Raw genomic sequence first — 20,517 nt, 5'->3', positions numbered from 1 at the left:
GCCCGATCCGACAGTGACAGGCCCGGGTGGCCGACTAGTATAGGCAGCCATTGCGAGCGACCGGAACAGGAGCACGGCAGGCATGCGACGCTGGAATGGCTGGGGTGAGGAAAGCACTTCGATGGAACTGCCCGGCTCGGGCCGGACCTTTCTCGCCGAGCAGATCGGCCCCGGCCTCGTGCTGCCCGATGCCAGCCTCGACGCCGTGCTGGCCAAGGTGCCGGCCTCGCGCCTGGCCGAGCACCCGCTGCTGCTGCGCGAACCCATGGACCGCCTGTTGCACGCCCGCGGCCAGAGCCTGCCGGACTGGCTGGCCATGCGCGAGGGCGAGTTCGGCCGCTTCCCCGACGGCGTGGCCTACCCGCAGAGCGCCGAGCAGATCCGCGAACTGCTGCGCTATGCCGAACGCACCGATTGCCTGCTGATCCCCTACGGCGGCGGCACCTCGGTGGCCGGGCACATCAACCCGCCGGCCTCCGACAAGCCGGTGTTGACCGTTTCCCTGGCGCACATGAACCGCCTGCTGGAGCTGGACGAGGAAAGCCTGGTGGCCACCTTCGGCCCCGGCGCCAACGGCCCGCAGGTGGAAAGCCAATTGCGCGCCCGTGGCTACACCCTCGGCCACTTCCCGCAGTCCTGGGAGCTGTCGACCCTCGGCGGCTGGGTGGCCAGCCGCTCCAGCGGCCAGCAGTCGCTGCGCTACGGGCGCATCGAGCAGCTGTTCGCCGGCGGCACCCTGGAGACCTTCGCCGGGCCGCTGGAAATCCCCACCTTCCCGGCATCCTCCGCCGGCCCCGACCTGCGCGAGCTGGTGCTGGGCTCGGAGGGCCGCTTCGGCGTCATCTCCTCGGTCAAGGTGCGCGTCTCGCGACTGGCCGAGCAGGAGCGCTTCTACGTGGTCTTCCTGCCGTCCTGGGAGCAGGGCCTGGCGGCCATCCGCAGCCTGGCCCAGGCGCGGGTGCAGCTGTCCATGCTGCGCCTGTCCAACGCGGTGGAAACCCGCACCCAGCTGACCCTGGCCGGCCATCCCGGGCAGATCGCCTGGCTGGAGCGCTACCTGAAATGGCGCGGGGCGGGCGAGGGCAAGTGCATGCTGACCTTCGGCGTCACCGGCAGCCGCGCGCAGAACGCCGCTTCGCTGAAGCTCGCGCGGCGCCTGCTGAAGGGCTTCGGCGGGGTGTTCACCGGCACCCTGCTGGGGCACAAGTGGGAAGCCAGCCGCTTCCGCTCGCCCTACCTGCGCGAGACGCTCTGGCAGGCCGGCTACGTGGTGGACACCCTGGAGACCGCCACCGACTGGAGCAACGTCGACAACCTGATGCAGCGCATCGAGGCCAGCCTGCGCGACGGCCTGGCGGCGGAGGGCGAGCGGGTGCACGTGTTCAGCCACCTGTCCCACGTCTATGGCGAAGGCTCCAGCATCTACACCACCTACGTGTTCCGCCCGGCGTCCAGCTATGCCGCCACCCATGAGCGCTGGCGCCGGCTCAAGCAGGCCGCCAGCCGGACGATCGTAGAGAACCGCGGCACCATCAGCCACCAGCACGGCGTGGGCCGCGACCACGCGCCCTACCTGGCGCTGGAGAAGGGCGAACTGGGCATGGCCACCCTGCGCGCCCTGGCCGGCCATTTCGACCCCGCGGGCCGGCTCAACCCCGGCACCCTGCTGCAGGACTGACGCCATGTGGAACGCCGCCTGGCGTCGGCAGGCGCTGGCCGAACTGGCCGGGCGCGACTGGGACCTGATCGTGGTCGGCGGCGGCATCACCGGCGCCGGCATCCTCCGTGAGGCCGCGCGGCGCGGCTGGCGCTGCCTGCTGCTGGAGCAGCGCGACTTCGCCTGGGGCACCTCCAGCCGTTCCTCGAAGATGGTCCACGGCGGCCTGCGCTACATCGCCAAGGGCCAGTTCGGCCTGACCCGCGACTCGGTGCGCGAGCGCCAGCGCCTGCTCGGCGAGGCGTCGGGGCTGGTGGAGCCGTTGAGCTTCATCATGCCGCACTACCGCGGCGGCTTCCCCGGGCCGAAGGTGTTCGGCGGCCTGCTGGCCGTGTACGACGCCCTGGCCGGCAAGCGCAACCACCTCTATTACCCGCTGCAGCAACTGCGCTACCTGGCGCCGGGGCTGAAGGAGGACGGCCTGCTGGGCGGCACGCGCTTCGCCGATGCGGTGGTGGACGACGCCCGCCTGGTCATGCGCGTGCTGGACGAGGCCCGCGCCGACGGCGGCGAGGCGCTCAACGGCCTGCGCGTGCTGGAACTGAGACGGGAAGGCGGCCGGGTGAGCGGCCTGCTGGCCGAGGACCGGGAGAGCGGCGAGCGCTTCGTCTTGCGCGCCGGCGCGGTGGCCCTGGCCGCCGGCGCCTGGGCCGACGACCTGCGCCGCAGGGAAGGCGACGAGCACATCCGCCCCCTGCGCGGCAGCCACCTGCTGCTGCCGGCCTGGCGCCTGCCGGTGGCCCACGCCTTCAGCTTCATGCACGCGGCGGACCGGCGCCCGGTGTTCGTCTTCCCCTGGGAGGGCGCCAGCGTGGTCGGCACCACCGACCTGGACCATGGCGACGGCCTGGACAGCGATGCCCGCATCAGCGAGGAGGAAGTCGACTACCTGCTGGCCGCCTGCGCGCAGCAGTTCCCCGCCGCGTGCATCGGCCGGGCCGACATCCGTTCGACCTGGGCCGGCGTGCGCCCGGTGGTCAGCAGCGGCGCGGCGCGGAAGAAACCCTCGGACGAGAAGCGCGAGCACGCCCTGTGGCAGGAGCCCGGCTGCGTGACCCTGGCCGGCGGCAAGCTGACCACCTTCCGCCTGCTGGCCCTGGAAGTGCTGCAGGCCTGCGCGCCCATGCTCGGCAAGACGCTGGAGGATAGCGGCTCAGCAATTTTTGCCGCAGTGCCCGAGGTCGACCTGCCCGGCCTGGGCCCGCAGCAGCGGCGGCGCCTGGCCGGCCGCCACGGCCGCAACCTGCCGCAACTGGCGAGGTTGCTGGCGGAAGTCGGCAACGGGCGGGTGGGCGACAGCGACTGCCTGTGGGCCGAACTGGCCTGGGCCGCCGAAGGCGAGCTGGTGCTGCACCTGGACGACCTGCTGCTGCGCCGCACGCGCCTGGGCCTGCTGCTGGAGAACGGCGGCGCCGGCGAACTGCCGGCCATCCGCGCGCTGTGCCAGGCGCGCCTGGGCTGGGACGACGAGCGCTGGCATGAAGAAGAGCGCGCCTATCTGGAGCTTTGGCGGCGCTGTTATAGCTTGCCGGGTGAAGCGTGATGGGTATCGCAGGCTCAACCCATCCTACGTGGAGCCCGTGCCATCGGCGCGGCGATACCCATCACCGGCAAGATCCCCTGACGAGAAGGATCGCACCTTGAGCGAACAGAGCTACCTGCTGGCCATCGACAACGGCACCCAGAGCGTGCGCGCGCTGCTCTTCGACCTCGCCGGCAACCTGGTGGGCAAGGGCAAGGTCGAGCTGGAGGCCTACTATTCCAGCCAGCCCGGCTGGGCCGAGCAGGACCCGGAGTATTACTGGGCCAAGCTCGGCGAGGCCTGCCAGTTGCTCTGGGCGCAGAGCGGCATCGACCGCAGCCTGATCCGCGGCGTGTCGCTGACCACCCAGCGTGGCACCGTGATCCACGTCGATGGGCAGGGCAAGCCGCTGCGTCCGGCGATCCTCTGGCTGGACCAGCGCCGCGCCGAGGTCGAGGGCCGCATCAAGGGGCCCTGGGGCTGGCTGTTCAAGCTGGCCGGCGCCGAGGGCGCGGTGGATTACTTCCGCAGCCAGGCCGAGGTCAACTGGGTCGCTCAGCAGCAGCCGGAGTTGCACGCGGCCACGCACAAGGTGCTGCTGTTGTCCGGCTTCCTCACCCATCGCCTGTGCGGGCGCTTCGTCGATTCCCTGGCGTGCAGCGTGGCCTACCTGCCGTTCGACTACAAACGCCTGAAGTGGGCCGCCCCGCGGGACTGGAAATGGCAGGCGGTGAAGGTGCGCCAGGAACAATTGCCGGAGCTGTTCAAGCCCGGCGCCAGGCTCGGCACGATCAGCGCCGAGGCCAGCCGCCACACCGGCATCCCCGAGGGCCTGCCGCTGATCGCCGCCGGCGCCGACAAGGCCTGCGAGGTGCTCGGCGCCGGGGCCATCGAACCCAGCGTGGCCTGCCTGTCCTACGGCACCACCGCGACCATCAACACCACCCGTGCGCGCTACCTGGAAACCATCCCGCTGATCCCGCCGTACCCGGCGGCGATTCCCGACCATTTCAACACCGAAGTCATGATCTACCGCGGCTTCTGGATGGTCAGCTGGTTCAAGCGCGAGTTCGGCCTGCGCGAGATGCAGCGCGCCGCCGAGCTGGGCGTGGAGCCGGAGAAGCTGTTCGACGAACTGGTCGAGCAGGTGCCCCCCGGCTCCATGGGCCTGATGCTGCAGCCCTACTGGACGCCGGGCATCCGCGAACCCGGCCTGGAAGCCAAGGGTGCGATCATCGGTTTCGGTGACGTGCATACCCGCGCGCACATCTACCGCGCCATCCTCGAAGGCCTGGCCTATGCGCTGCGCCAGGGCAAGGAGCGCATCGAGAAGCGCTCCGGCACCCGCATCGAGCGCCTGCGCGTGGCCGGCGGCGGCTCCCAGAGCGACGCGGCCATGCAACTGACCGCCGACATCTTCGGCCTGCCGGCGGAGCGCCCGCATGTCTACGAGGCCTCCGGCCTGGGCGCGGCCATCGACTGCGCGGTGGGGCTGGGGCTGTTCCCGGACTTCGCCGCCGCCATCGCCGCCATGACCCGCGTCGGTGAGGTGTTCCAGCCGCGCCCGCAGGCGCAGCGCACCTACGAGCGGCTGTACCGCGAGGTCTACCAGCGCATGTACCGGCAACTGAAGCCGCTGTACCGGAGCATCCGCGAGATCACCGGCTACCCGGCCTGAACTTCGCGCCCCGGTTCGATGGTCCATAGTGAATGGACTTCAAGGAGGGGAGAGGGACCATGGCGAAACCCGAAGCGATGCTCATCCTGCACGGCAAGCAGGCGGCCAACGACGAGGTGCGCGCGGCGGTGCTGGCGCGCCGCGAGGCCGGCTGGCGGCTGGACGTGCGCGTCACCTGGGAGGAGGGCGATGCCGAGCGCCTGGTCGGCGAGGCCCTGGCGGCCGGCTACCCGACGCTGGTCGCCGGCGGCGGCGACGGCACCGCGCGGGCCGTGGCCGAGGCGCTGTACCGGGCCGATGCCGAGGCCAGCCTGGCGCTGCTGCCGCTGGGCACGGCCAACGACTTCGCCCGCGCCGCCGGCATCCCGCTGGAGCAGGCCGCGGCGCTGGGCCTGCTGGAGGAGGCGGCGCGGCCCATCGACCTGGGCGAGGTGGAGGGGCGCATCTTCCTCAACATGGCCACAGGCGGCTTCGGTTCCACGGTCACGGCCAACACCTCCGAAGACCTGAAGAAAGCCCTGGGCAGCGCGGCCTACCTGCTGACCGGGATCAGCCGCTTCTCCGAGGTGCACTCGGCCGAAGGCCACTTCCGCGGCCCGGGCTTCGACTGGCAGGGCGAATTCCTCGCCCTGGGCATCGGCAACGGCCGCCAGGCCGGCGGCGGGCATCCGCTGTGCGCCCAGGCGCTGGCCGACGACGGCCTGCTCGACGTCAGCATATTGCCGGCGCCGGGCGACATGCTGTCCGCCCTGGGCAGCCTGCTCGGCAGCGGTGGCGGGCTGCAGGAGCTGTTCGTCCGCGCGCGCCTGCCGTGGCTCGAACTGGAGGCGGGTGAGGGCCTGGCGATCAATCTCGATGGCGAGCCCCTTCAGGCCAGCCGGGCGCGTTTCGAGGTGCGTCCGGCAGCGCTGCGCCTGCATTTGCCGGCGGATTCGCCGCTGCTCGGCGGCTGATCACCGGGGCTGGCCCGGAACGGGCTTCTGAGGCATGATGGCGTTGCGCCAGTATTTCGTCGCCGGAATTCTGGCCGATACAGCGACACGCTATTCATCCCGATTTCAGGAGCCCCCATGGCCGGCATTCTCGACAGCGTCGATCAACGCACCCGACTGGTGGGGCAGAACCGCCTGGAAATCCTGGTGTTCCGCCTGGCCGGCCGGCAGCAGTTCGCGATCAACGTGTTCAAGGTCCAGGAGGTGCTGCAACTGCCGCGCCTGACGCTGATCCCGCAGCGCCACCCGATGATCTGCGGGGTGATCAACCTGCGCGGCCAGACCCTGCCGGTGATCGACCTGTCCCATGCCATCGGCATGCGCCCGCTGCGCCCCGAGGAGCGCAGCACCATCATCGTCACCGAGTACAACCGCTCGGTGCAGGCCTTCCTGGTCGGTGGCGTGGAGCGCATCCTCAACCTCAACTGGGAGGCGGTGCAGCCGCCGCCCGGCGGGGCCGGGCGCCAGCACTACCTGACCGCCATCACCCGCATCGACGAGCGCCTGGTGGAAATCATCGACGTGGAGAAGGTGCTGGCCGAGATCGTGCCGATGAACACCCGCGTCTCCGCCGAGCGCCTGGACGACGACCTGCTGGCGCAGACCAGCGGCCGCGAGGTGCTGGTGGTGGACGACTCCAGCGTCGCCGTTAACCAACTGCGCGACACCCTCGGCCAGCTCGGCCTGAAGCTGCACGTGGCCACCGACGGCCTGCGCGCGCTGCGCCAGCTGCAGGCCTGGGCCAACGCCGGCGAGGACATGGACGAGAAGCTGCTGATGGTCTTCACCGACGCCGAGATGCCGGAGATGGACGGCTACCGCCTGACCACCGAGATCCGCAACGACCCGCGCCTGGCCGGGCTCTACGTGGTGCTGCACACCTCGCTGTCGGGCAGCTTCAACGATGCCATGGTGCGCAAGGTGGGCTGCGACGACTTCCTCTCCAAGTTCCAGCCGGACCTGCTGGTGGACGTGATCCGCCGGCGCCTGGAGAGGCTGCCGGCCTGAGCCGTGACCGCCCGGCACGGCTGGGTGGTTCGGCGTCAACCTGTCTTGCGGGTCGCGCCGAGGTGCTCTTCGTAGGATGGGTTGAGCTTGCGAAACCCATGCTGCCACGGTGATGGGTATCGCTTCGCTCAACCCATCCTACGGTGAAATACCATGCCTCCCGTGTAGAGCGGGCCCTGCCCGCGATTTCGCGCGCAGGGCGCGCTCCTACAGGGGAATGGCGCGGGTGGGGCGGCGTAGGAGCGGACCTTGTCCGCGATAGCCGGACATATCGGCGCGATTCGCGGATGAGATCCGCTACAGGTTGCCCATACGCCGTGCCCCTGTAGGAGCGCGCCCTGCGCGCGATTTCGCAGGCAGGGCCTGCTCCTACAGGTTTCCGTGAGGCACGTAGTTCAACCGCGGACTTTGTCCGCGATAGCCGGCCATCCCGGCGCGATTCGCGGATGAGATCCGCTACAGGTCGCCCATACGCCGTGCCCTTGTAGGAGCGCGCCCTGCGCGCGAAATCGCGGGCAGGGCCCGCTCCCACAGGTATCCGTCACTCCCAAACGAAAACGGGGCGCCAATGCGGCGCCCCGTTTTCGTTTCCTCAGGCCAGCTTCAGCAGCGCCATCCCCGCCACCAGCAAGCCCAACCCGAGCCAGCCACGCCACACCAGGCGCTGGCCGAACAGGGCCCAGCCCATGGCCACGGTGGCGAGGATGCCGAAGCCGCCCCACACCGCATAGGCCACCGACAGTTCTATGTCCTTCACCGCCTGCGCCAGGGCCGAGAAGGCGCCCAGCACGCAGAGGATAGAGGTGACGCCCAGGGCGCGCCTGCGGAAGCCGTCGGAATACTTCAGCAGCAGGTTGGCGATCACTTCCAGCACGATCGCCAGGCCCAGCCAGGCGAACGGAACCCAATCGAGGCTCAGCATGCGACGGCCTCCTCTGCGGACGGCTCGCGCTTGCTGCGGGTGCCGGACTTCACCAGCAGGATGCCGGCGATCATCACGGCCAGGCCCAGGACCTTCTCCGGGGCCAGGTTCTCGCCCAGCCAGGCGACGCTGACCAGGGTGATGAGGACGATGCCGATGCCCTCCCAGAGGGCGTAGGCCACGCCCACCGGCACGCGCTTGATGGCCAGCGACAGGAAGTAGTACGACAGGCCGACCATGGCGTACATCAGCAGGTGGCCATAGAACGGGGCCAGGGTGGTGGTGAGTTTCATCGAAGTGGTGCCGACCACTTCGAAACCGATGGCGGCGAACAGATAGATCCAGGAACGCATGAGCGAGCCCTCCCTTGGGCAAGCCGCTACCCCCACGTTTGCACGTGCGGCCAGGCGGAAAGTCGGAACGGGGGAGGTGACGCAGGGCGAGCGATAGGCTCGGGTACATCGTCACCAAAGACGTGACTTCGAGGGAGGGCGCTAGAGATCGCCGGTCCAGTGGCGCTCGCGGGAGACCAGGCGGGAAGTGAAGAGGGTTTGAATCGTTATGTTCAACATAATGAACACTATATTGCCTGAACTTAGGAGGATTGGCAAATCGATAGACTCAAGCAATGAGTCGATGGCGCAGGAATTCGTTATTTTCTTGTGATGAGGCCCAGGCAGGAAGTCTTCTGTTCAAGATGGGTGTGCAATATTTTATTCATCGTGCTGTGCGCCCACCTGCTCCCGACATTCTGGCTGGGCAAAACCGCCAGAAGAGAGTAGCCTTCATTTGACGTTTTATTTTTCATCATTTGAGGGGCGCATGTTGGCCATCAAGACGGAAGATCGTCGTCGCAGCGACTCGCCGTCCCCGGTGTTCTGGCATCTGGTGCACGACCATGCCAGCCTCACCGAGGCCCAGCGGCTGCAGCACATCCGCCACGGCTTGAGCTGGCGCTGGGTCGAATCGGTGCGCGATACCTTCCGCATCAGCGGCCCCGGCTTCGTCGAGCTGTTCAACATCTCCCTGTCCACCTACGAGCGCAAGAAGAAGGCCGACCAGGCGCTGGACCTGGTCACCTCGGAGCGCCTCGACCGCCTGGCCTCGGTGGCCGTGCTGGCAGAGCAGGTGTTCGAGGACAAGGACGCCGCGGCCCAGTGGCTGGCGCGCGCCAACCAGGCCCTTGGCGGCCAGACGCCGCTGAGCCTCTGCGACACCGAGATAGGCGCCAACCAGGTACGCCGCGTGCTGCACGCGCTGGAGTGGGGCGGGGCCGCCTGATGCGGGCCTGGCGCGTCGCCAAGGCGGCCCGGGCCGGCGACCTGAGCGGCCAGGGCGCGGCCATCCTCGGCGGGCGCTGGAATCATCGTGACGTACCGGTCGTCTACCTGGGCCTGACGCCGGCCATCTGCTGCCTGGAAACCTTCGTGCACGCCAGCGGCCGGCCGACCTTCCCGATGAAGATCACCGCCTTCCGGCTCCCGGAAGGCGACGACCTCTACCTCAAGCCCGATCCCCGGGACCTGCCCGAGGGCTGGAACAGCCTGCCGGCGGACCGCCCGAGCATGGACTACGGCACCCGCTGGCTGCGGGCCGGCGAACAGCTCGGCCTGATAGTGCCCTCGGCGGTACTGCCGCTGGAGTGGAACCTCCTGCTCAACCCGCGGCACCCGGCGATGAGCCGGGTGCGGGTCGAGGACAGTTACGACTTCATGTATGACGAGCGGATGTTCCAGACGCGCGCTTGACGAGGCTGTCAGGCGCCGAACAGTCCCTGGGCGCGCAATAGTTCCCCCAGTCCATTGGGATACAGCGGCGTGCCTTCATCGAAGTCGGCGATGCCGCGCCAGACGGCGGTGAAGGGCTGGCCGTCGCTTTCGTTGCCCGGCAGTTCGGTGCGCAGGTAGGTTTCGGCATCAGCGAAGCGGCCGTCGTAGACCATGACGATCTCGTGGCCCGGCCTGCCGGCGTAGGTGAAGATGTTTTCCAGTGCGCCCAGCAGGCGCGGTTCGAGCACTTCCAGGCCCAGTTCCTCGCGAATCTCCCGCGCCACGGCCTGGACGCTGCTTTCGCCGAACTCGATGCCGCCGCCCAGCGGGCGGTAGTAATGCTGTTCCTTCACCGGATCGTAGGCCTGATTGACCAGGATTCGCCCCTGGTGGTGAAAGACGCAGAGGGCTACCGCGCGGATCCTTCCCTGGGACATGTTCATTTCCTCCTGACGAATGGCCGGCAATGATAGCGCCGGCCATTCAAGCGCGATATCAGCCCGGGTCCGACACCAACCCCGCCGCCAGCCGTCCAACCTCCGCCAGCAGCGCATCGCGCTTTTCCGCCGGAGCCGGGCTGCCGGTGAGGTAGGCCGCCACCAGGATCGGCGCGCGGCCCGGCGGCCGGAGGATGGCCACGTCGTTGCTGGTGCCGCGTTCGCCGGTGCCGGTCTTGTCGCCGACTTTCCAACCCGTTGGCAGGCCGGCGCGGATGCGTTTGTCGCCGGTCTTGTTGGCCGCCAGCCAGGCGTTCAACTGGTCGCGCGAGGCGGGTTGCAGGACGTCGCCCAGCAGCAGGCGCTGCAGGGTGGCGACCATCGCCCGCGGGGTGCTGGTGTCGCGCGGGTCGCCCGGGAGGGCCTGGTTGAGGGTGGGCTCGTTGCGGTCCAGGCGGCTGACGTCGTCGCCGGTGCTGCGCAGCCAGTCGGTCAGCCCGGTGGGGCCGCCCAGGCTGGTCAGCAACAGGTTGGCGGCGCCGTTGTCGCTCAGGGTGATCGCCGCCTCGCAGAGTTCGGCGACGCTCATGCCCGGCTGGCCGACGTGGCGCTCGCTGACCGGCGAATATTCCACCAAGTCCGCCTGGCCGTAGACGATGCGCCGCGCCAACTGCTCCTCGCCGCGGTCCACGCGGGCCAGGACGCAGGCGGCGAGCAGCAGCTTGAAGGTGCTGCACAGCGGGAAGCGCTCGTCCTCGCGCAGGCCGAAGCGGCGGCCGTCGCCGGTGTCGAGCACGGCCACGCCCAGGCGCCCGCCGCTGTCGCGTTCCAGTTGCTGCAGGCGCTCCAGCGTGGATTGCCCGTCCGCCCGCGCGGTGCCGGCGAGCAGGCCGGCCAGGGGCGCCAGGAGCATGGCGCGGTTGATCTGTCTTCTGCTGAACATGCTGCCTCCTTGTCGAAGCGCGACTATCGGCCAGCCGGGCGGGGTGGGGCAAGCGGGCACGCCCATCGGTTTTTCCCGGCCGGCGCGGCGAGCGCTTCTACCCTGAAAAGGTGCGGCCCCGGCGACAATTCGTTGCAACCTTTGTCCAGGGCCGCGGCTCGAACCCGATGAGTGCGCCGCAGCGGCGCCTTCCACCCGGAGAAGGTCAGCCCCGAGAACGAATGACCGCCCGCGTTCCGAACCCGCCCACGGAAAAGGGGACCACCCCATGTCCAGCAAGGCCCCATCCCTGCTCGATGCCTACCGCCAGGCGCGGCGGCACAGCGAGGAACTGATCGCCCCCCTCGGCGCCGAGGACGCGGTCGCCCAGTCGATGCCCGACGCCAGCCCGGCCAAGTGGCACATCGCCCACACTACCTGGTTCTTCGAGACCTTCCTGCTCAAGCCGCGGCTGGCCGGCTACGCCGAGTTCGACGCCAGCTTCGGCTACCTGTTCAATTCCTACTACGAGGCCCTGGGCGCTCGTCAGCCGCGGCCGCAGCGGGGGATGCTGACGCGGCCGCCGCTGCACCGGGTGCTCGACTACCGGCTGCACGTCGACGAGCACATGCAGGCGCTGCTGGACGGGGAACCCGACGCCGAGCTGGAAGCCCTGGTGCGCCTGGGCCTGGCCCACGAGGAGCAGCACCAGGAACTGCTGCTGATGGACATCCTCCACCTGTTCAGCCTGTCGCCGCTGGCGCCGGCCTATGGCGAGGGACATGCGCCCCCGGCCTGCGGGCCGCAGCGCTTCCTGGCGATCCAGGGCGGGCTGCTGGGCATTGGCCATGACGGCCAGGGTTTCGCCTTCGACAACGAGGCGCCGGCGCACCGCTGCTTCCTGGCGCCCTTCGAGATCGCCGAGTCGCTGGTGAGCAACGGCCAGTGGCTGGCGTTCATCGAGGATGGCGGTTACCGGCGCGCGGAGTTCTGGTTGTCCGACGGCTGGGCCAAAGTGCAGGAGGAGGGCTGGGAAGCGCCGCTGTACTGGCGACGGCAGGACGACGGCTGGCACGAGTTCGGCCTGGCCGGCCTGCGCCCGCTGGACGTGGACGCGCCGGTGCTGCACGTCAGCTACTACGAGGCCAGCGCCTACGCCAACTGGGCCGGCGCGCGCCTGCCCACCGAGATGGAATGGGAAGTGGCCGCCCGCGACGGCCGCCTGCGCCAGCTCTACGACGCCGCCTGGCAGTGGACGCAGAGCGCCTATGCGGCGTATCCCGGCTTCCGCCCCGGCGCCGGGGCGGTGGGCGAGTACAACGGCAAGTTCATGGTCAGCCAGATGGTCCTGCGCGGCGGTGCCTGCATCACCCCGGCCGGGCATTCGCGGCCCAGCTACCGCAACTTCTTCCACCCCGAGAAGCGTTGGATGTTCGCCGGCCTGCGCCTGGCCCGCGACCTGCCCGAACAGGCCGCGCTGGACCCGCGCGCCCGCGAGCTGGCCGAGGACCTGGAGGCGGGCTTCTCGCTGCAGCCGCGGCAACTATCGCCCAAGTACTTCTACGATGCCGCCGGTTCCGAGCTGTTCGAGGCCATCTGCCGCACCCGCGAGTACTACCCCACGCGCAGCGAGACCGCGTTGCTCAAGCGCATCGCCCCGGCCCTCGCCGAGCGCATCCCGGCCGACTGCACCCTGGTGGAGTTTGGCAGCGGCGCCAGCGAGAAGACCTGCCTGCTGCTGGACGCGGCGCCGCAGATCCGCCGCTACGTGCCCATCGACATCAGCCCGGCGGCCCTGGACAAGGCCGCCGCGCGCCTGCAGCGCGACTACCCGGCGCTGTGCGTCGAGCCCCTGTGCGCCGACTTCACCCGCCTGGAGGTGCTGCCCCCGGCGCTGGCCGACGGCCCGCGGCTGGGCTTCTTCCCCGGCTCCACCATCGGCAACTTCGCCCCGGAGCAGGCCCTGGCCTTCCTCCAGGGCGCCCACGAACTGCTGGGGCCGGGGGCGAGCTTCATCGTCGGGGTGGACCTGCGCAAGGACGTGAAAGTGCTGGAGGCCGCCTACAACGATGCCGAGGGCGTGACCGCGCGCTTCAACCTCAACCTGCTGCAGCGCATCAACCGTGAGCTGGACGCCGATTTCCAGCTCGACCGCTTCGACCACCTGGCCTTCTGGAATCCCGAGCACAGCCGCATCGAGATGCACCTGGTCAGCCGCGTCGAGCAGCGCGTGCGCATAGCCGGCATGGAGTACCTGTTCCGCGCCGGCGAGCGCCTGCACACGGAGAACTCCTACAAGTACGCCATCGACGACTTTCGCGCGCTGGCCGAGCGCGGCGGCTGGCTGGTGCGCGAGCACTGGACCAGCGCCGAGCCGGCCTTCGCGGTGTTCCGCCTGCAGGCCTAGCGCTCCAGCCCCAGGCGCCGGTGCCAGTCGGCGATGGACTCCTCCGGGTAGCCGTCGAAGTACAGGTCGCGCGGGTGCTTTTCCACCTCCACCCAGGGGGCCTTGGAGTCCAGCAGCAGGTGGGTGTGTTCCGGCGGCACCGGCAATGGGGTGTCGATGGCCGAGGCGAAGGGGTGGATGAGTTCCGGCCATTCCGGGCTGAACAGCCACAGGGCGCTGCCGCATTCGCCGCAGAAGTTGCGCTCGGCGGTGCTGGTGCGGGTGCGCTGGCCGGGCTCGCGCAGCTTGGCGTGATAGACGCGCAGGTGCTTGCGCCCGCGCACCTTGAGGCTGGCGGCGTCGCCGCCGAGGTTGATGGCGTAGCCCCCGCCACCCTGGGTCTTGCGGCAGATCGAGCAGTAGCAGCGCTGGTAGGGATAGGGGTGGGCGCTCTCCAGGCTGAAGGTCACGGCGCCGCAATGGCAGGAACCTTCCAGTCGCATGGCTGATCTCCTCTGTAGGGATACGGGACCCGGGCAAGGGTGGTCGATCGCGCCCCGCCGCGCCGGGCGCGACGACGGATGGTCGGCTCGCCCGGGATGTTATATGTTGGTCGTAATTCAATGATGGCAAAGCCATCCCCATGCAGGTGAAATCATGGCCGTACAACGCATCGTGGTAACCGGGACCGGGGTGGTCAGCCCCCTCGGATGTGGCACCGAGAAGGCCTGGCAGCGCCTGCTGCAGGGGCGCTCCGGCATCGTCCGGCTGGCCGACGAATTCGTCCGCGACCTGCCCTGCGAGGTGGGCGGCCCGGTGCCGGACATCGCCGTGGACGCCGAGGCCGGCTTCGATGCCGAGCGCGCCGCGCCGGCCAAGGAGCAGAAAAAGATGCACCGCTTCATCCTCTTCGCCCTGGCCGCCGCCGAGGAGGCCCTGGCCCAGGCCGGCTGGGCGCCACGGGACGAGCGCGGGCAGACACGCACGGCCACGGTGATCGGCTCGGGCATCGGCGGCTTCAGCGCCATCGCCGACGCCGTGCGCACCACGGACGGGCGCGGGCCGCGGCGCCTGTCGCCGTTCACCATCCCGTCGTTCCTGGTCAACCTGGCGGCCGGCCACGTGTCCATCCGCCATGGCTTCAAGGGGCCGATCGGCGCGCCGGTGACCGCCTGCGCCGCCAGCGTCCAGGCCATCGGAGATGCCGCGCGGATGATCCGCGCCGGCGAGGCGGACATCGCCCTGTGCGGCGGCGCCGAGGCTTCCATCGACCGCGTTGCCCTGGGCGGCTTCGCCGCGGCGCGGGCACTGTCCAGCGGCTTCAACGACCGGCCGCAGCAGGCCTCGCGGCCCTTCGACCGCCAGCGCGACGGCTTCGTCATGGGCGAGGGCGCCGGGCTGCTGGTGATCGAGTCGCTGGAGCACGCCCTGGCCCGCGGCGCGCAGCCCCTGGCCGAAGTGGTCGGCTACGGCACCAGCGCCGACGCCTACCACCTGACCGCCGGCCCGGAAGACGGCAGCGGCGCGCGCCGGGCCATGCAGCTGGCCATCGCCCAGGCCGGCATCGACCCGGCGTCGATCGGCCACCTGAACGCCCACGCCACCTCCACGCCGGTGGGCGACAAGGGCGAGCTGGCGGCCATCCGCGCGGTGTTCGGCGACACCGGCTCGGTGGCGGTGAGCGCCACCAAGTCCGCCACCGGCCACCTGCTGGGCGCGGCCGGCGGGCTGGAGGCGATCTTCACCCTGCTGGCCCTGCGCGACCAGTTGGCCCCGGCGACCCTCAACCTCGACGAGCCGGACGAAGCCGCCGCCGGCATCGACCTGGTGCGTGGCGCGCCGCGCGCGCTGCAGACGGAATACGCGCTGTCCAACGGCTTCGGCTTCGGCGGCGTCAACGCCAGCGTGCTGTTGCGCCGCTGGACCGGCGCCTGAGGCGAACGCAAGGCGCCCGGCGCTGTCGGATCGTCACTGAAACCCCTTATCATTCAGCGACATCCTCCAGGGCCGGAGCCTTCCGATGCTGTCTGCCGTAAGGCGCTACAAACTGCTGTTGTCCGAATCCCTGGCGCGGTATTTCCCGCGCACCACCGCCTACCTGCGCGAGCAGAACGAGGCCGCCCAGGCGCCAACGGCGAAGAAGCCGCGCGCCACGGCGCGGAAGCAGGACGGCGCCGCGGCCAAGCCCCGCGCGCCGCGCAAACCCAAGGCCGAGGCGGGCGAGAAAGCTTCGGCGAAGCCTGCGGCGGAAGGCCCCGCCGGCATCTACCCGGCGCGCGCCCTGGCGGTGCGCCCGGAACAGGTCGAGGCGATGCGCGAGCGGGTGCGCCAGGCGGTCAGCGCCGGCGTGGTCAGCCCGCCGTCGGACGAGCAGTGGGCGATGATCCTCTGCCGCCAGCCGCTGGCGCGCATCTTCGCCGGCGCAGGCTCGGGCAAATCCACCACCCTGGTGCTGCGCCTGGTGTTCATGCTCTGCCACCTGGGGATCGAGGCCGACAAGGTCACGGTGATCTCCTTCACCAACGCCTCCTGCGCGCAGCTGCGCGAACAGCTGGTGCGCGTGCTCGCCTTCTGGCAGTACCCCTTCGACATGGCCCGCGCCCGCGAATGCGTGCGCACCTTCCACTCGGCCATGGGCGTGCAGGCCCGCGAGCTGCTGGGCAAGCAGCGCTGGTTCGAGCAACTGGAGGAGCGCAACCCCGACGAGCCGGACAACCCCCTCACCGGCGGCCGCCTGCGCCCGGCGCAGCAGCGCCTGCTGCTGGAGGCCTACGAGGAGTGCTACGCGGTCAACGGCGCCTTCCGCGCCAAGGTGCACCGCCTGCTGGGCCTGGAGAAGCCGGAGGAAGTGCCGGGCCCGGCGCCGGTCCAGCCGTTCCGCCTGCCCGGCGAGTTCGTCGAGGCGCCGCTGGTGGAAGTCTTCCACACCCAGGCCGGTTTCATGGAAAGCCTCGGCCTGCGCCCCCAGGACCTGAAGGTGGCCGAGCTGGATTGCTCGACCCGCGAGAAGATCTTCCTCGAGGCCCTGGCCATCTACTGGAGCTTCTTCCTGGCCCTGCTCAAGCGCCAGCGCCTGACCACCTTCAACGCCGCCTTCCAGCAGCTCACCAAGCGCTTTGCCGAGGGCGAGGCGAAGCTGGAAGCGGCCGAGCCGATGACGCACCTGCTGATCGACGAGTTCCAGGACATCTCGCCGCAGATCGTCCTCTGGCTGCAGGCCCTGCACCGTTTCCTGGCGCGCAGCGGCAAGGCGCCGAGCCTGATGGCCATCGGCGACGACTGGCAGTCGATCTACGGCTGGCGCGGCAGCTCGCCGGAGCTGTTCATGGACTTCGACAAGCACTTCCCCAGCAAGGGCCGCAGCCGCCAGAGCACGGTGCTGCTGCTGGAGACCAACTACCGCAGCATCGAGCCGGTGATCCGCGATGCCGAGTCGGTGCTGGCCGAGGTGAACTTCAAGCAGGCCAAGACCTGCCGCGCCTTCAAGCCGATGCAGCCGGGCGACCACGGCGTGCGCGTGGAAACCCGCTTCGACCTGGCCCGCGACCTGCCCAGGCTGGTGGCCGACATCCGCGCCCAGTGCGAACACGTGGCCCAGCGCGGCAGCCGCGAGAGCACCGCAGTGATGCTGCTGAGCCGGCGCAACGAGCCGCTGCAGCAGATCCAGGCGCAACTCGACGCCAAGCTGCCGGTGAAGGCCATGAGCATCCACCGCGCCAAGGGCCTGCAGGCGGAGGTGGCGATCATCATCGACGACTGCGCGCCGCCGGAGCGCCATCCGTTGCGCAACGTGCTGTATGCGCACAGCGGGTTCTTCCGCAACAGCTATGACCAGGCGATGCAGGATGAGAGTTTGCGATTGGCCTATGTGGCCGTGACGCGCGGGGTGAGCCGGGTGTTCTGGTACTCGCGCAAGGCGCAGGGGGCAGCGGCGGTGTTGGCGAGGAAGGGCTGAGGGCGCTCTGGCTTTTCGTAGGAGCGAGCTTGCTCGCGAACGGATGTTTGCCGGAGATTCCGCGGCGTCGTTTGAGTCCGTTCCCTCTCCCTAACCCTCTCCCTGAAGGGAGAGGGGACCGTTCGGAGTGAAGCGGCACCTCGATGCACGCCTGAGACAGCGGAGTTGCAGGATGACTCTGTCCTAGCCGCCGGCACGGACAAGCCCCCTCTCCCTTCAGGGCGGGGCGCGCAGCCGAGGGCTGGGGAGAGGGTTCTCTGGCTTTTCGTAGGAGCGAGCTTGCTCGCGAACGGATGTTCGCCGGAGATTCCGCTACGTCGTTTGAGTCCGTTCCCTCTCCCTAACCCTCTCCCTGAAGGGAGAGGGGACTGGTTCTGAGCGGCTATATGTCCCGCGTCATCCTGATAGCCAGGTGTTGCTGGCGAGCGCCATCGCTTCGCTTCACACCGAACGGCCCCCTCTCCCTTCAGGGCGGGGCGCGCAGCCGAGGGCTGGGGAGAGGGTTCTCTGGCTTTTCGTAGGAGCGAGCTTGCTCGCGAACGGATGTTCGTCGGAGATTCCGCCGCGTCGTTTGAGTCCGTTCCCTCTCCCTAACCCTCTCCCTGAAGGGAGAGGGGACCGTTCGGTGAGTGTGGATATTTCGGCGTCAGCCGGAAATGAAGGTTCAGGTTGAAACCATTCCTGTCTGCCGGCACGGACAAGCCCCCTCTCCCTTCAGGGAGAGGGCTGGGGAGAGGGGCTCTCAGGCTTTGGCTTTTCACCCGAAGCAGAATCCTCCACCAACCGCCCATCACCCCCCACCAACCGCAAACTCCTTGGCGCCACCAGGCTGATGCCTTCCTCGCGCAACCTGCCGAAGATGGTGAACAGCAGATCGCTCCGGGCGCCGGAGACCCCCCGCGGGCTGCTGACGCTGCCGCTGGCCGCCAGCGTCAGGCCCTGGTCGGTGAGCTGGGTGAAGCTCACCGAGGGCCTGGGGGTTTCCAGGATGGCCGGGTGTTCGGCGTAGGCCGCCAGCAGCAGTTCGCGGACCTTGTGCACGTCGGTGTCCAGCGGCAGCGTGAGGCTGATGCCTACGCTGCCCAGCGCGCCGCCCATGGTCACGTTGCGCACGTTCTGGGTGATCAGTTGCGAGTTGGGCACTATCACCGTGGAGTTGTCCGACTGCTGGATTTCCGTGGCGCGCACGTTGATCCGGCGGATGTCGCCCTCCACCCCGCCGAGGCTGACCCAGTCGCCGACCTTCACCGGGCGCTCGGTGAGCAGGATCAGGCCGCTGATGAAGTTCTGCACGATGGCCTGCAGGCCGAAGCCAATGCCCACCGACAGGGCGCTGACCACCCAGGTCAGGCTGGTCAGGTTGATGCGCAGGGCCGAGAGTGTCAGCAGGCCGAGCAGGACGAAGCCGAGGTAGCCGACCAGGGTCACCAGCGAGGCGCGCATGCCGGCGTCCATGCTGGTTTCCGGCAGCAGCCGCTCGGCCAGCCAGCGCTTGAGCAGGCGCAGGGCGAACAGCCCGCCGAGCAGGGTGAGCAGGGCCAGCAGGATGTCCTGCGGGACGATGTTCAGGTTGCCCAGGGCCTGGCCGCCCTGGGCCAGGCGCTCGACGCCGGCGAGCAGTTCGTCGGGGGTGCTGGCGGTGGGCGAGAGCATCACCATCAGCGTCATCAGCACCAGCAGGGTGCGGCCCACCCCGGACAGCAGGGTGGCGGCCTGGGCCTGGTGCTGCGACGACAGGCCGAGGGCGCGGGCAAGGGTCTTGCCGCTGGCCTGGCGCGGTGACAGCAGGGTGTCGCAGAGGTCGCCGAAGAAGGCCGTGATCAGGTAGCCGGTCGCCGCCACGGCGCTGATCCACAGCAGCTTGGTGGCCAGGTAGAAGGCCAGCGACAGGTAGCCGCTGAGCAGCGCCAGGACGATCAGCAGCACCACCAGCAGGGCGATGAGGTGGATCACCCCGGCCAGCGCCGGGCGCGGGTGTTCCTCGTCCTCCTCGTCGCTGCGGCGCAGGCGCAGCAGGGCGATGCCGAAGAGCACGGCGATCAGCAGCGCGGTGAGGCCGTTGACCGCTACGGTCAGCGCCAGGCTGGCGCCGATGGCGCTGTTGATGCGGTCCTGGGCGCCGAGCAGCATGGCCACTAGCGCCAGCAGCCCGGGGAAGTGGGCCACCGCCCTGGCGGCAGTGTCCGGGATCGGCAGCAGGCGCCAGGAGGGCCGGCTGACCATCAGCAGGGCGCGGCCCAGGCCGGTGATGAAGGCGCTGAACACCGCCAGGGTGACCATCTGCCCGGCCAGGCTGGCCAGGCCGTTGTCGAGGCCCTCGTTCCAGTCCAGGCCCTGGTGGACCAGCGCGGCGGCGCCGCCGAAGGTGACCACGCTGGCCAGGGCGATGGCCAGGGCCAGGCTGCTGCGGCGCAGGCGGCCCTCGGGGATGAAGTGGCTGGCCAGGTAGCCGGCGAACTTTTCCAGCAGGCGCCGGCCCGGTATCCACAGCAGCGCGGCGGCGGCCAGGCAGACCAGCAGCGGCAGGCGCGCGTTATGCCAGGTGTCGTCCAGGGCGGCGGTGAGCTTGTCGCCCAGGTTGTGCAGGCGCGCCAGGTCGTCGTCGGTGGGGCGCGTCAGGGTGGACCAGAAGACGGGGCTGAAGGGCGGCGCGGAGCGGGTGGCGATCTGCGAGTTGAACAGGCTGCGGCGCAGGTTGACGATCTGCGCGGCCAGGTCCTGGGCCGAACGCAGGATCTGCGCCGCCTGGGTGGCCTGGGCCTGCAGTTCGGCCTTCTGCTGGTTCAGCTCGGTGCGCTGCAGTGCCAGGGCGGCGGCCTCGCCCGCGACCGGCGGGCCGAGCACGTTGAGCTGGTCGGACAGGCGGTCGAGGCGGGCCTGCAGCTCGTCGCCGCGCTCACCCGCCATCCTCTGCACCTCCAGGGTGGCCAGGCGCAGGCGCGCCAGCTCGTCGTCGCCGACCTGCTCGGAGACGCCCTGGCGGATGCTTTCCAGGCGCTCGGTCAGGGTCGGCAGGCCGGCGTCGTCGGCCAGCGTCGGCAGCTCGTCGGCGGGCAGGCCCGGGGCCGGCGCGGCCAGGGCCCAGCCGGCGCAGAACAGGTTCAGGATCAATAGGCAACGGAGCAGAATCTTGCGGTCCCCCGACATCTCTTCTTCCTTCCCTCGCCAGGTGCATGCCGTTCGACCGATGGGGCCGGCAGCCATTCCCC

16 protein-coding genes are annotated in these 20,517 nt (G+C 69.7%); 10 read left to right on the top strand and 6 right to left on the bottom strand.

Features of this window, described 5'->3' with window-relative positions; all coding sequences use genetic code 11:
- Positions 1-82 precede the first annotated feature (82 nt).
- The 5 genes from IG194_RS04860 to IG194_RS04840 all read left to right on the top strand — a co-directional run bounded on the left by IG194_RS04860 (position 83) and on the right by IG194_RS04840 (position 6,917).
- Positions 83-1,678, top strand: coding sequence for an FAD-binding oxidoreductase (locus tag IG194_RS04860; RefSeq protein ID WP_058490690.1), 1,596 nt, complete (start codon positions 83-85; stop codon positions 1,676-1,678).
- A 4-nt stretch (positions 1,679-1,682) separates the two neighbouring features.
- Positions 1,683-3,260: a glycerol-3-phosphate dehydrogenase/oxidase gene (locus IG194_RS04855; protein ID WP_058490687.1), complete on the top strand. Its 1,578-nt coding sequence runs from the start codon at positions 1,683-1,685 to the stop codon at positions 3,258-3,260.
- Between the two features lie 97 nt (positions 3,261-3,357).
- The gene (locus tag IG194_RS04850) at positions 3,358-4,917 is read left to right on the top strand and encodes an FGGY-family carbohydrate kinase (RefSeq protein ID WP_058490685.1); all 1,560 of its coding nucleotides are present in this window, start codon (positions 3,358-3,360) and stop codon (positions 4,915-4,917) included.
- A 59-nt stretch (positions 4,918-4,976) separates the two neighbouring features.
- A complete protein-coding gene (yegS, locus tag IG194_RS04845; RefSeq protein WP_058490683.1) occupies positions 4,977-5,870 on the top strand; it encodes a lipid kinase YegS in 894 nt (297 codons plus the stop codon).
- Between the two features lie 117 nt (positions 5,871-5,987).
- Positions 5,988-6,917 carry a chemotaxis protein CheV gene (locus IG194_RS04840; protein WP_058490681.1) on the top strand — a complete coding sequence of 310 codons (930 nt, stop codon included), beginning with the start codon at positions 5,988-5,990 and terminating at the stop codon, positions 6,915-6,917.
- Between the two features lie 592 nt (positions 6,918-7,509).
- Here the strand turns inward: IG194_RS04840 and mdtI are convergent.
- Positions 7,510-7,839, bottom strand: coding sequence for a multidrug/spermidine efflux SMR transporter subunit MdtI (mdtI, locus tag IG194_RS04835; protein WP_009623555.1), 330 nt, complete (start codon positions 7,837-7,839; stop codon positions 7,510-7,512).
- Positions 7,833-8,192 carry a multidrug/spermidine efflux SMR transporter subunit MdtJ gene (locus tag IG194_RS04830; protein ID WP_009623553.1) on the bottom strand — a complete coding sequence of 120 codons (360 nt, stop codon included), beginning with the start codon at positions 8,190-8,192 and terminating at the stop codon, positions 7,833-7,835. The genes mdtI and IG194_RS04830 overlap by 7 nt, the downstream gene beginning before the upstream one ends.
- A 469-nt stretch (positions 8,193-8,661) precedes the next feature.
- Between IG194_RS04830 and IG194_RS04825 the strand changes: the two genes are divergently transcribed.
- Both IG194_RS04825 and IG194_RS04820 read left to right on the top strand, forming a co-directional pair.
- Positions 8,662-9,120 carry an antitoxin Xre/MbcA/ParS toxin-binding domain-containing protein gene (locus IG194_RS04825; protein ID WP_058490679.1) on the top strand — a complete coding sequence of 153 codons (459 nt, stop codon included), beginning with the start codon at positions 8,662-8,664 and terminating at the stop codon, positions 9,118-9,120.
- Complete coding sequence (locus tag IG194_RS04820; protein WP_058490677.1) at positions 9,120-9,587, top strand: RES family NAD+ phosphorylase; 468 nt, start codon at positions 9,120-9,122, stop codon at positions 9,585-9,587. The genes IG194_RS04825 and IG194_RS04820 overlap by 1 nt, the downstream gene beginning before the upstream one ends.
- Before the next feature lie 8 nt (positions 9,588-9,595).
- On the opposite strand, the gene IG194_RS04815 is transcribed toward IG194_RS04820, so the two are convergent.
- A complete protein-coding gene (locus IG194_RS04815; protein ID WP_058491081.1) occupies positions 9,596-10,045 on the bottom strand; it encodes an NUDIX hydrolase in 450 nt (149 codons plus the stop codon).
- A gap of 58 nt (positions 10,046-10,103) precedes the next feature.
- Positions 10,104-10,988: a class A beta-lactamase gene (bla, locus tag IG194_RS04810; protein WP_058490675.1), complete on the bottom strand. Its 885-nt coding sequence runs from the start codon at positions 10,986-10,988 to the stop codon at positions 10,104-10,106.
- Positions 10,989-11,256: 268 nt separating this feature from the next.
- Between bla and egtB the strand changes: the two genes are divergently transcribed.
- Complete coding sequence (gene egtB / locus IG194_RS04805; RefSeq protein ID WP_058490673.1) at positions 11,257-13,374, top strand: ergothioneine biosynthesis protein EgtB; 2,118 nt, start codon at positions 11,257-11,259, stop codon at positions 13,372-13,374.
- Here the strand turns inward: egtB and IG194_RS04800 are convergent.
- Positions 13,371-13,856 carry a GFA family protein gene (locus IG194_RS04800; protein WP_009623540.1) on the bottom strand — a complete coding sequence of 162 codons (486 nt, stop codon included), beginning with the start codon at positions 13,854-13,856 and terminating at the stop codon, positions 13,371-13,373. The genes egtB and IG194_RS04800 overlap by 4 nt on opposite strands.
- A gap of 154 nt (positions 13,857-14,010) precedes the next feature.
- On the opposite strand from IG194_RS04800, the gene fabF reads away from it, so the two are divergent.
- Both fabF and IG194_RS04790 read left to right on the top strand, forming a co-directional pair.
- The gene (gene fabF / locus IG194_RS04795) at positions 14,011-15,288 is read left to right on the top strand and encodes a beta-ketoacyl-ACP synthase II (RefSeq protein WP_058490668.1); all 1,278 of its coding nucleotides are present in this window, start codon (positions 14,011-14,013) and stop codon (positions 15,286-15,288) included.
- 85 nt (positions 15,289-15,373) lie between these two features.
- Entirely contained in the window at positions 15,374-17,308 is a 1,935-nt protein-coding gene (locus IG194_RS04790; RefSeq protein WP_058490667.1) for a DEAD/DEAH box helicase, read from the top strand.
- Between the two features lie 714 nt (positions 17,309-18,022).
- On the opposite strand, the gene IG194_RS04785 is transcribed toward IG194_RS04790, so the two are convergent.
- Positions 18,023-20,455 (bottom strand): DUF3772 domain-containing protein, encoded by a 2,433-nt coding sequence (locus tag IG194_RS04785; RefSeq protein WP_058490666.1) that lies wholly within the window; start codon positions 20,453-20,455, stop codon positions 18,023-18,025.
- Between the last annotated feature and the right edge of the window lie 62 nt (positions 20,456-20,517).

The organism is Pseudomonas sp. ADPe (assembly GCF_014843515.1).
Taxonomy (GTDB): Bacteria; Pseudomonadota; Gammaproteobacteria; order Pseudomonadales; family Pseudomonadaceae; genus Pseudomonas; species Pseudomonas citronellolis.
Note: the sequence above shows the minus strand (reverse complement) of the source record. Positions and strands in the feature narration are given on the sequence as shown.